This window comes from Micromonospora sp. NPDC023966, from assembly GCF_040639095.1.
Classification (GTDB): Bacteria; Actinomycetota; Actinomycetes; order Mycobacteriales; family Micromonosporaceae; genus Micromonospora.
This window is the reverse complement of sequence record NZ_JBEZZJ010000063.1, coordinates 1-10373: the sequence shown is the minus strand read 5'-3', so window position 1 is coordinate 10373 and position 10373 is coordinate 1. Positions and strand designations below refer to the sequence as shown.

Below are 10373 nucleotides of genomic sequence, written 5' to 3'. Positions count from 1 at the left end.
GTCCTCTTTCATCGCCTCCGACATGCCAGGCCGACCCATTCGCGCCACAAGTCACCCATCTACCAGCACCGTTGCATTGACCACCTGAATCTAAGTCGGCTTTCTTCGCGGCCGAGCTCGACCGGCCACAGCCACGCTCGTGAGGTTCATCGACGAGCACAAGCAGGTGTTCGGCGTCGAGCCGATCTGCCGTGTCCTGCGCGAGCACGGCTGGCAGATTGCGGCCAGCACCGACCGGGTGGCGCTGTGTCCCTTAGCAAGAGGAATGATCGATCAAGGGCCGTCCTCATGATCAACCGGGGTCGATGCTGCCGCCCAGCAGGTTAAAGATCAAGCTAGGCGTCGAGGGGTGGCATGCGCCCGACACGCCACCCCCAAGGCGCCGTCTACTCGCGGTCCTTCAGTTCCGGATGGCCGGCGCTGAGCATGCGCACCGTGGTGCTCAAGGCGATCGGTGCATCGTCAGGGCCTTTGAGGAACGGGTGGATGTAGACGGGGCGGCGCAGCGATCGGCCTGGCCCGTGGGCCTGATTGCGCCAGTGGCCGGACACCCAGAACCGCCTGGTCTGAGAGCCCTGCGGATCGCCCGACGTCGACGGCCCCTGCGCCGACGGGAGGTGGCGGCCGCGGATGCGCACAATGCGTACCTCGGGTGTGGGCCGGTTCATCCGGGCGTAGGCCCTGGCCACGGCCCTGTCTGGTCTTGCCGTGGCCACTTCTGCGGCTTTCTGGGTGATGAGCAGCCAGGTCGCGACCAGGGCTGCCGACGGATGGCCATTGCCTATCGTTTCCTGTTCGCCGAGGCGAGTGGTGCTCATGGGTGCGAGCCAGCCGACCTGTTCGCGGAGCCGCTGCAGGGGCCTGGGTTCGAGGCCGGCGCCGATCGTGCGGTAGAGGACGAGGTGCAGGCCATTGTTGGTGGCGGTCCAGGATGCGGCGGCGAGCTGGCGGGGTGTGAGTGGCCGCGCCCAGATGAGCAGCCCGTCGGTCGAGGGCAGGGCGTCGCGGCTGATGGGGGTGTCCGGGAGTTGGGCTACGGCGTGGTCGGCCAGTTCGGTGAAGTCGTTGTCGATCCAGTAGAGGTGCGACCGGTCCAGGCCAGTGGCGATTTCCGCGCGCGTTTTGGTGATTCCGAGCGCGGCGGGCAGTTGGCCGTTGCCTCGGTAGAAGCGGGTGAGCCGGTCACGGACCTTGGGCACCTCTGCGGCGGTGATGGTGGTTGCCGGCCACGCGGTGGTGGTGATGAGCGTGCGGCCGGGCAGTTGGGCGTCAAGGAACGCTCGGTGCAGTTCTTCAACGCGCTGTCGCGCCTGCGGGTGGTCGCTGAGGCCGAGTGTCCGGGCGGCGTGGTCGGCTAGCTTGTCGTGGCGGCCGTCGTCGATGTGGGTGTGGCAGGTGGCGCAGGCTGCCCAGGCGTGGCCGAAGTTCTGGATGAGTCCTGCGGTGGGGCCGACGGCGAGGGCGGTGACCTCGCCGCCGTGCAGAGTCCAGGTCGGATAGGGGTCGCCGCAGAAGTCGCAGCTGCGGCGGACGGTGTCGAGCCGGCTGACCGGTACCGGATCGGGGTCGTGGCCGTCGGTGGCCAGGTGGGCGGGGTGTACGTAGGTGGGTGGTATGCCGAGGGTGTTCAGCGGGGCGAGGCAGACCTGGCAGGCCATCTCCTCCTGCGCGGCGCTCATGCCGTCACCTCGCCGGTGCTCTGGCGCCGATCGCGTAGGCGGGGTCCGCGGCGGTGCTGGGCGGGTGGCATGGTCATGCCCGGGCGGTAGACCGCGTGGCGGCTGTGGCCGCGGCGTTTGGCGTGGTACATCGCGATGTCGGCCCGGTGCAGGCCCACCTGGGTGAGGCAGTCGGTGGTGTCGGCGAGGACGAGGCCGACACTGGCGGTGACGGTGAGCGTGACGGCGTCGTCGCCTGCCGGGAGGGTGACGGGTTGGGCGATGACCGTGGCGAAGGCGTCGGCGAGGCGCTCGAGGTCGTCGGTGCGGGCCGGTAGGAGGGCTGCGTATTCGTCGCCGGCGAGCCGGGCGGCGGTGCCGCCGTGGAGTGCGGCGAGGTCGGTGACGCGCTCGCCGATGGTGATGAGGAGTTGGTCGCCGATGTCGTGGCCGTGGGTGTCGTTGACGTGTTTGAAGTTGTCGAGGTCGATCAGGGCGACGATGACCGGCTGGGCGGCGGTGCTGTCGGTGAGGGCGGCGTGCAGGCCGGCGCGGTTGAGCATCCCGGTGAGCGGGTCGTGAAGCATCGCCCAGGTGGCGTCGGCGAGCTGGGTGCGCAGGCGGTGAATGATCGGCCAGGTGGTGAGCGTGCCGAGGCTGAACGCCACCACGCCGGTGGCGATCATGGTCAGTGGTAGGGACACTGGGTTCCTCCTTTGCAGGAGAACCCGGGACGCGATCGTTTCCTAGGCGGCGCGTCCCGGGTCCTGATACGACGACGGCCCGCCATTGGCGGACCGGTTTGGTTCGTGCCGCTGGGGTGCACGGCACCGGTGGTGACCGCATCCCGGGGCAGGCGTTGTCGGGGCGATTGCGTCAGCGGGGCCGGTCGTCGGCGTACTCCGGAGCCGTGCGCCACCGTTGCCGTCCCATCGGTGCAGGGTGCGGCGAGTGAGTCTCAGCGGCGCAGTGGGTGCGCGGCTTGATCAGCGCGGAGCCTCGCGGGCAGGTCGGCTGGTATGTCGGCGTAGGGTTCGACGGCCGCCAGCACCTCGGCCGGGTCGAGAATCGTCTCGACCCGGCCGAGGTGGATGGTGTCGGGTTGGCGGTCCGGTGCGGTGACCGGGTCCCAGGTGAAGTCGACGACGGTGGCGACGAGAGTGCGGTGCGGGTGCCAGCCGACCTGAACGGTGTACCGCTCGAACCCGGGTCTGGGTGTGAGGGTGTAGAGACTCATGTATTCCTTTCGTGGCATGGTTGCCGTCGGGCTCGGGTGAGGCAGCCGCAGCGTGCGGTTCGGCGGCCGTTGATGGCTGGGCTGTTACCCGGGGTGACCTGGCGGGGGCATCGAGTGGGCGCCGCGGGTACTCCCCCACCAACTGCCTGAAAGCGTCCAGCGCGTTGACAGCGCAGGACGGACGGCTCTGCAGCGGCGGGGCGAAGCGCCTGGGCGCGAAGCCGGTCCGGTGCTCTATGCCGGTCGGTGTTGGGCGCGTTCCTCAGCGGCTTCGATGATCTTGTCGCGTCGGGCGGGCGGAAGGTCAGCGAGCAGGTCGACGTAGTGCTGTTCCTGGGCGGTGAGCGGTGCGGCGAGGGCGGCCTGGTAGGCCAGCCGGGCGGCCTCGTGTTCGGCCTCGATCGCCCCGCTTGGGTGGTAGGCGGAGGTGACCTCGCGAAGCTGGGCGGCTGCGGTGAGCGGGTCGCGGGACAGGGTGGTGTCGTAGAGGCGGAAGTTCGCCGGCAGGTCGGCGGCGCCGATCGCGGTGATCAGGCACAGGTTGGCCTGAACGTTGTGGGCGAAGGCGTCGCTGCGGTTGCGTGTTTCGCCGCGGGCTCGCACGGCGGCGCGTTCGGCGTGCCAACGCAGCCGGGCTTCCTCAGCGCTGCGGGCCAGGGACAGCAGGATGGCGCGGATCGGGTCCATCAGGGGTCACTCCTGTTCGTCGGCGGTGTCCGAGTTGCGGGTCGAGGTGCGGTGGGTGCGGGTGATGGCCTCCTCGATGGCGGTGGGTGGCAGCCCGGCCTGCAGGGCGTGCAGGACCAGGTGGGCGAGCTGGTAGCCGGGGTCGACCTGCAGGGCGTGCTCGGCGGCCATGACGGCCAGGGCCCCGTCCCCACTCCGCCACGCGGTCAGGGCGAGCACCGTCGCCGGCGCCGCCACGAGTGGGGTATCGGCGCGGCGGGTGATCTCGGCCCAGAAGGTGATGTGCTGGTCGTGGGGTTGAGTGAGGTCGACGGCGAGGTCCCGCACCGGCCTGTCGGTCAGCAGCACACTCAGCCAGGCCACCTCCTCGTCGCTGAGGCGGACACCGTTGTCGTGCTGGCGCAGCGCGTCGCGGACCGCCAGCACGCCGGCCTCGAATACGGCGGCGCTGCCAATGGCGGCCACCGCCTCCATGCGGGCGGTCGCTGAGTCGGTGGCGCCGCGGATGCTGTCGCAGGCGCTGTCGCCGGCGGTGAAGCAGCGGGCTACCGCGGCCCGGTCCGGTCGTGCGACGAGCCCGGCGACGGTTGCTTGGACGGCGACCAGTGACGCGGTCGGGTCGAACGGGGTTCCGTCCGCCGGGCAGCAGGTCGGGTCGTTGCAGGTGAGGCTGAAGATTCGCGCTTCGGTGACGCGCAGCATCTCCCGCACCTTCAGGCCGGCGGTGGTTAACGCGTCGCCGACGATGCGCAGTGCCGGGTCGAGGTGTTCGGGGGTTCCGTAGCCGACGAGGATCAGGTCGGTGATCGGCTGCTGCCGCTGCACGACCGGGACCAGGTGGGCGGTGAACTCGCCCAGCAGGTGTGCGGGGGTGGGCAGGTCGCCGCGGGCGGCGAACACGACGCGCCGGTCGCGGGAGGCGATCACGACGATGCTGCCGTCGCTGGGGTGGAAGCCGAGCAGGTATGGCACTGCGGCCACCAGGTCGGCTGATGATCGGACGGTCAGTTTGTTCACTGTGAAGGACACGGTGATCTCCAGGTGAGAGGGGGCAGGAAGTGGACGGCGGACGCCCCGGGCTGGAAGTGGTTGGCCCGCGTCTGTGCCGCCTGCTCCGCTGCCGGGGGGGGCAGGCGCCATCCGCAGGGCGGGACGGTGGGTGAGGTGGCGCCTGCTCGGGAGCGAAGACCGCGGGCGGCGCTCGGTTCAGTCGTTGTCGGGATCCAGGTAGAGGTCGACGCCGACGTCCTCGACGGTGACGCTCACCGCGACCAGGTGGTAGCCGACGCCGGTCAGGGTCCGGCGCAGGTCGCCGCGGGCGAGCGCTTCGGCGCTGGTGGTGGCAGTGGCTGTGGTGGTGTGGCCGCGTAGCCACATCTCGTACTCGTGCCGCCACGCAACCCGCCAGCCGTCGCCGTCGGGCACGGCTTCTTCGGGGTCGGTCCAGCCGTATGCGGTCCAGGGCCGGGCCGCATCCGGCCAACTGGTGGTGGCCGGGCGCATGGTGTCTCGGGCCGCGTCGCAGGCCTGCCGGGCGGTGCCGGCGGCGCCGGGCAGTGTCAGGTCGGCGACCACCGTGACGTGATGTGCGCGCGGCAGCGGGTCGAGGCCGAGGTCGGTCAGGAACTGGTTGACCCGCTGGGCGGTGTGTTGGTAGATGCCGCCGATCTCGTCGTCGAGCAGGGCGCGGATCGCCCGGGTTCGGATGGCGCGCCGCCGGTCGGCGAGGGCCTGCACGGCGGCGTCACGCGCCGCGGTCGCGGCGGTGACGTCGTTGATGTCGGCCAGCTGTGCGGCAGTGGTGGCAGGGGTTTCGGTGTCGGCGTGGTCGAGGGCGACGTCGTCGGGGTTGTCGGCGGCCTGCCAGGTGAGCGCGGTCACGCTGATCCCGGCGCCGGCCAGCGCCGGTAGGTGGCCTTCCACGAGCGTGCGTGCCGTTTCGTGCGCGTCGGCCTGCCGGGTGGCGGTGGCCCAGGTCTGCAGCGTCACCTGCACGTTGATGGAAAACCGCTGCGGTCCGGGCTGGTCGTTGCCGCACGGTGCGGCGGTCACCTCAATGACGTGCCGCGGGTAGACGACCATCGCCGGCTGCAGTTGGCGCAGTTCCTCCGGCACATCCCAGCGGGCCTGTTCGCGCGCCTGCTCGAGGTTGGTGTGCGCCCGGGTGTAGGACAGCTGCGCGTCGGCGGAGACGGTCCAGCGTTGCGGCAGCGGCGGCAGGCCCCATGCGGCGAGTGCGTCCTCACAGCCGGGCCGGCAGATCAGCCGGTTGCGCAGCGACGCGATGAGCGCACGACGGGCGTTGACGGCGAGTGTCTGCCGCTTTCCGATGGCGGTGATCGTTTCGGCCTGCAGGGTCCGAACCTGGTCCAGGAATCTCCCGTCGGTCATCGTCTCGCCGGCTGTGGAATTGGGGGTGGCTGCAAGCATCAGCCCTCCTTCGGGCATGAAAAGAGGCGGCCACCGTGTGGTGGCCGCCTGAACGGATGGGGGTGCCCTCGACGGCAGACAGCAGAGGGCCGGGGTGGTGGGTGCCGGATCCGAGCGTGGCGAGCGGCGGCCGACCAGGCAGGTGGGCGCGGTGCCGTCGCGGGACGGATCAGATCAGGCACAGAGGTAACAGGAGGAGAGCCCTCAGGCTAGCCGTGTCGCTGCTGGTGGGGCTGCGGCTGTCAGGTTCGCCGCTCTGGCAGGACCTGACAGCCCAGCTCGCTCAGCCTCTCAGGACACCCGGATTCGTCGTGCGAACACTTGGGTTCAGCCGAACTCGCGGTGTTTTAGTAGCGACGCAGGACCAGCACGTCCTCGTGCGCCACCAGGTGCACGGGGATGCCTTCGTCCCTGGCTCGGCGAACGGCGAGGAGCCCGAACATGTTGGCACGGTGCACGATCTGCCCGTCGCGGACGGCGGCGAGCATCGCCGCGCACCGCTGCACCGGAATCAGCCCCACCGACCGGGCGACAGCGAGGAACTCGCCGGGCAGGTCGATCAGGTCGTCGCGCTGGCGGCGTACCGGCCGGCAGGTGATCACCACGGTCCCGCCGGGGCGCAGCAGGTAGTAGCTGGCGGCCAGGATCGCGGCGAACCCGTCGAGCAGGCGAGACCATCCCGCGTAGGCGAGGTTGCCGTTCTCTCGGTCGCCGTAGTGGTGGTTGCGTTTGCGTACCCCGGTGCTCGTCGTCTGCACGAGGCCGTGGGTCCCGCGCCCGTACGGCGGTGAGGTGAGAACGAGGCTCACCCGACCGACCGCGGACGCGGGCACCAGTTCAAGGAGACGAGTGGCGTCGCCGGTGAGCACCTGCGCCGCGCCGGCGGCGCCCTGCGACGCAGCGAGAGCGACGTTGGCGGCGGCCAGCGCGGTGAATCGCGGTTCGATGTCGATCCCGATCCCGTGCCGGCCGAGGTGCATGGCCTCGACCAGTGTGGTGCCGGACCCGCACATCGGGTCGAATACCAGATCGCCCGGCGCGGTGTACGAGCTGATCGCGTGCGCGGCCAGGTGGGGCAGCATCTTGCCCGGGTGGCTGGAGGTCTGCGGGACGTAGCGGCCTCGCCGCTGGTCACGGGCGGGCTGCTGGCAGGTCAGCCACACCGAGGTGACCGGCATGGGGTCAGCCATCGGTGCCCCCGTTTTGCGTCGCGCTGCGGGTCAGGATGAGTACGTCGGTGTGAATGTCCAGCTGCGCCTGCTGGCCACGCCGCGGCGGCCGGTCGGCCGCCACGATGTGCTGCAGGTACGCCAGCCCCGCCTGCTTCGCGGCGATGACGACGTCGACCGGTGCGACGACGTCGCCGTGCGGCAGCAGCACCGCCACGCAGCCGCCCGCCACGAGGCTGGCCCGGCAGCGGGCGAAGAACTCGACCGTTGAGGTGTTGTCGACCGGCCAGCCGGTGACGATCAGCGTCGCGGCCTCCCGACCCCAGCCGGCCGGTCGGGGCGCGTGCAGGTGGCTGCGGCGGTGGGTGGCGATGACCGCGTGGGCCAGCTGCGGCCCGTCGGCCAGGTCAACGACGAGATCGGATGGGTGGGTGAGGTTGTGGACGAGTCGCACGCCCATCGCGTTGGACATGGTCTCGCCGGGCTGCGGGGCGGGGATCGGCCAGACGGTGATCGGCACGGGCGGGTCGCCGGGCACCACATCCCCTACGGGGACCGGTGCGCGGCGTGGATTTCTGTTGGCCATGGGCGTGGTGGCCCCCGGACCGGCGGGCGTACTGACGCTCCCAGTGCGCCGCTGACAGGCAGATCGAACCCGCCCCCGGCCTGACAGAACCGGTCACCCCGGCCGCCTGACAACCTTGCGCGGGCGGTCGCGGCGGCGAACCTGACACCACCCGACACGCCCTGTCCCGGTCTGACAAGCGCTCGTGGTGTCAGGTCGGGCTGCCCCAATCAACGTCTCGGCCTTCGCACAGGGCGAGGCGCTTGCGTCGAGGGGACATCACCATGGCAACGACCACCCGCACGAGGACGGCCGGAACGGCGCTGACCACCGCCGAGAAGGCGTTCGAGCTGTTGACCTGCGAACCCGCGCCGCTGGTGTTCGACGCCCGGCCAATACCGGGCCTACCGGACACGACGATGCCGCTGGACGAGCTGCGCAAGCTGCTGCTGTGCGGGCGCTACGACAGCGACATCACCGACGAGGTGTGGCGGCAGTTGGCCCACCACGCCCGCCGGCGGGGACCGGCCTGGGTGGTCGGCGCGATCGGTGTGGCGTTGCCCGCGCTGACGCACCTCGCGGCGAAGGTCAGCCGTGGCTACGCGCGGCACGCCGACGACGTTGACTCCGAAGTCCTCGCCGGGTTCCTTCACGCACTGCGCACGGCGGACCTCGCCCCGCCCCGGCTGTGGCTGCGACTGTGCTGGGCGGCGTGGCGCGCCGGCGCCTCGGTCGTCAAGGCCGACGACGGTGAGGAACTGCCGTTGGACCTGCCGAGCGGCTCGCGTTCGCCGAGGATGCCCTACGGGCACCCGGATCTGCTGCTCGGCCGGGCAGCCGCCGCCGGGCTGATCACCGCCGAAGCCGCCGAGCTGATCAGCGCGACCCGCTTCGGCGACGCACTGATCGAGCACCTGGCGGCTGAGCAGGGCGTGACCGCGTCGGTCCTGCGCATGCGGCGCCGCCGCGCCGAGCGCGTCGTAGCCGCAGCCGTCACGCGAGGCGACCTGTCCGGCCCGATCTGCTCGTCCCGCCGCCGTGACGCCGCCCTGGCGGCTTGACCACCGTCCGCGCGCATCTCGACACGAGGCCGCCCCGGTCCGCCGGGCGGCCTCGTCGCGTTCGGTGTCCACCCGGAAGGCAACATAAGTCGGTGACCGGTTTCGTCAGGTCGTGACAGACCGGCGACGAGTTCGATCGGCCTGACAGCCGAGATCTGGGCGGTGCATGTCATCCACGACATGCCCGCCCGGTGGGGATGAGCTACCCCCGCTTTCATGGAGCTTCTTGATCATGGTCTGATGGCCGTGAGGAGGAAGTCGTCCGTGGCAGCACCGAAGAAGTACCCCGACGAGCTACGCCAGCGCGCTGTGCGCTTGTACCGCGAGTCGGACCCGAAGCCCGTGATCCGGCGCCTGGCCGAACAGCTCGGTGTGCATCACGAGGCGTTGCGGAACTGGATCCGTCAGGCCGAGGCCGACGCGGGTGAGCGCGCCGATCGGCCGACCAGCGAGATGGCGGAGGAGAACCGGCGGCTGCGCAAGGAAGTCGCCGAGCTGCGGCGGGCGAACGAGATCCTGAAAGCGGCGAGCGCGTATTTCGCGGCGGAGCTCGACCCGACCCGGCGACGGTCATGACGTTCATTTATGAACACCGTGACCAGTTCGCGGTCGCGCTCCTGCTACGGGTCCTGGGCATCGGCGCCTCGACCTACTACGCGTGGGTCAAGCAGGTCGAACAGCCCTGCGACCGTCACCTGGTCGACCTCGGCCTGATCTCCAACATCCACGAGATCTGGGAGGCGTCTGGGCACACCTACGGCGCGGATCGGGTCCATCGGCAGTTACGCCGTGACGGCATTCGCGTGGGCCGCAAGCGGGTGGAGCGGCTGATGGCCGACCAGGGCTGGCAGGGCGCGTTCCTGCGCCGCGGCTGGCGCGGCGGCTCCACGCGGCAGGACCCCCGGGCAACGCCGGCGCCGGATCTGGTCAACCGGCAGTTCACCGCCGACGGGCCGAACCGGCTCTGGGTCGCCGACGCCACCCGCATCCCCTGCGGCGAAGGCGTGTTCTGGCTCGCCGCCGTCCGCGACGCGTTCTCCCGCCGGATCGTCGGGTGGAAGACCTCCGACCGCTGCGACACCGACCTGATCCTCGCCGCTCTCGAATACGGCATCTGGTCCCGCGACATCCGCGACGGCCAGCTGATCCACCACTCGGACCGCGGGTCGAACTACACGTCCTTCCGCTTCGCCGAACGCTTACAGGACAACGGAATCCTGCCCTCGATGGGCTCCGTCGGCGACTCGTACGACAACGCGCTGATGGAGAACTTCTGGTCGACGCTGAAGATCGAACTCGTCTACCGCGCGAGCTGGCGGACCCGCGACGAGGCCGAGAACGCGATCTTCGCCTACATCGACGGCGTGGTACAACACCCGCCGCATCCAACGCGAGCTGGGCTACCTCAGCCCTGACGAGTACGAGACCGCCTGGCATACCCGCCAGCACGACCCAGCCGAGCCAACTATCGCCCCCGTTACCTTTTTGATCGTCCCCAGCCGGGGACTCTCGGTCGCCCGGCCCGGTATGACTTACCGCCCCTGTCGTATGCATGATCCGGGGGGT

General features: G+C 70.5%; 12 protein-coding genes. 4 read left to right on the top strand and 8 right to left on the bottom strand.

Features of this window, described 5'->3' with window-relative positions:
* Positions 1–139: 139 nt before the first annotated feature.
* Positions 140–292 (top strand): hypothetical protein, encoded by a 153-nt coding sequence (locus tag AB0F68_RS34560; protein ID WP_357345992.1) that lies wholly within the window; start codon positions 140–142, stop codon positions 290–292.
* Between the two features lie 94 nt (positions 293–386).
* Here AB0F68_RS34560 and AB0F68_RS34555 read toward each other — a convergent pair whose 3' ends face one another.
* From AB0F68_RS34555 to AB0F68_RS34520, 8 genes are all read right to left on the bottom strand, one after another.
* The gene (locus tag AB0F68_RS34555; protein WP_357345989.1) at positions 387–1679 is read right to left on the bottom strand and encodes a hypothetical protein; all 1293 of its coding nucleotides are present in this window, start codon (positions 1677–1679) and stop codon (positions 387–389) included.
* Complete coding sequence (locus AB0F68_RS34550; protein WP_357345987.1) at positions 1676–2362, bottom strand: GGDEF domain-containing protein; 687 nt, start codon at positions 2360–2362, stop codon at positions 1676–1678. The genes AB0F68_RS34555 and AB0F68_RS34550 overlap by 4 nt, the downstream gene beginning before the upstream one ends.
* Before the next feature lie 254 nt (positions 2363–2616).
* Complete coding sequence (locus AB0F68_RS34545; RefSeq protein WP_357345985.1) at positions 2617–2895, bottom strand: hypothetical protein; 279 nt, start codon at positions 2893–2895, stop codon at positions 2617–2619.
* Between the two features lie 234 nt (positions 2896–3129).
* Positions 3130–3582, bottom strand: a complete 453-nt coding sequence (locus AB0F68_RS34540) for a hypothetical protein (RefSeq protein ID WP_357345983.1) — start codon at positions 3580–3582, stop codon at positions 3130–3132.
* A 6-nt stretch (positions 3583–3588) separates the two neighbouring features.
* Entirely contained in the window at positions 3589–4611 is a 1023-nt protein-coding gene (locus AB0F68_RS34535) for a DUF4192 domain-containing protein (RefSeq protein WP_357345981.1), read from the bottom strand.
* A 177-nt stretch (positions 4612–4788) separates the two neighbouring features.
* Positions 4789–6012 (bottom strand): hypothetical protein, encoded by a 1224-nt coding sequence (locus AB0F68_RS34530; RefSeq protein ID WP_357345979.1) that lies wholly within the window; start codon positions 6010–6012, stop codon positions 4789–4791.
* Positions 6013–6359: 347 nt separating this feature from the next.
* Positions 6360–7202, bottom strand: a complete 843-nt coding sequence (locus AB0F68_RS34525; protein WP_357345977.1) for a DNA methyltransferase — start codon at positions 7200–7202, stop codon at positions 6360–6362.
* Positions 7195–7719: a hypothetical protein gene (locus AB0F68_RS34520; protein ID WP_357345975.1), complete on the bottom strand. Its 525-nt coding sequence runs from the start codon at positions 7717–7719 to the stop codon at positions 7195–7197. The genes AB0F68_RS34525 and AB0F68_RS34520 overlap by 8 nt, the downstream gene beginning before the upstream one ends.
* Before the next feature lie 311 nt (positions 7720–8030).
* Here AB0F68_RS34520 and AB0F68_RS34515 point away from each other — a divergent pair, with 311 nt between their 5' ends.
* From AB0F68_RS34515 to AB0F68_RS34505, 3 genes are all read left to right on the top strand, one after another.
* Positions 8031–8807, top strand: a complete 777-nt coding sequence (locus AB0F68_RS34515) for a hypothetical protein (RefSeq protein WP_357345973.1) — start codon at positions 8031–8033, stop codon at positions 8805–8807.
* 264 nt (positions 8808–9071) lie between these two features.
* Complete coding sequence (locus tag AB0F68_RS34510; protein WP_357345971.1) at positions 9072–9383, top strand: transposase; 312 nt, start codon at positions 9072–9074, stop codon at positions 9381–9383.
* On the top strand, positions 9380–10222 hold the full coding sequence (locus AB0F68_RS34505) for an IS3 family transposase (RefSeq protein WP_357345969.1): 843 nt from the start codon (positions 9380–9382) through the stop codon (positions 10220–10222). Before AB0F68_RS34510 ends, AB0F68_RS34505 begins: the two co-directional genes overlap by 4 nt.
* Positions 10223–10373 lie beyond the last annotated feature (151 nt).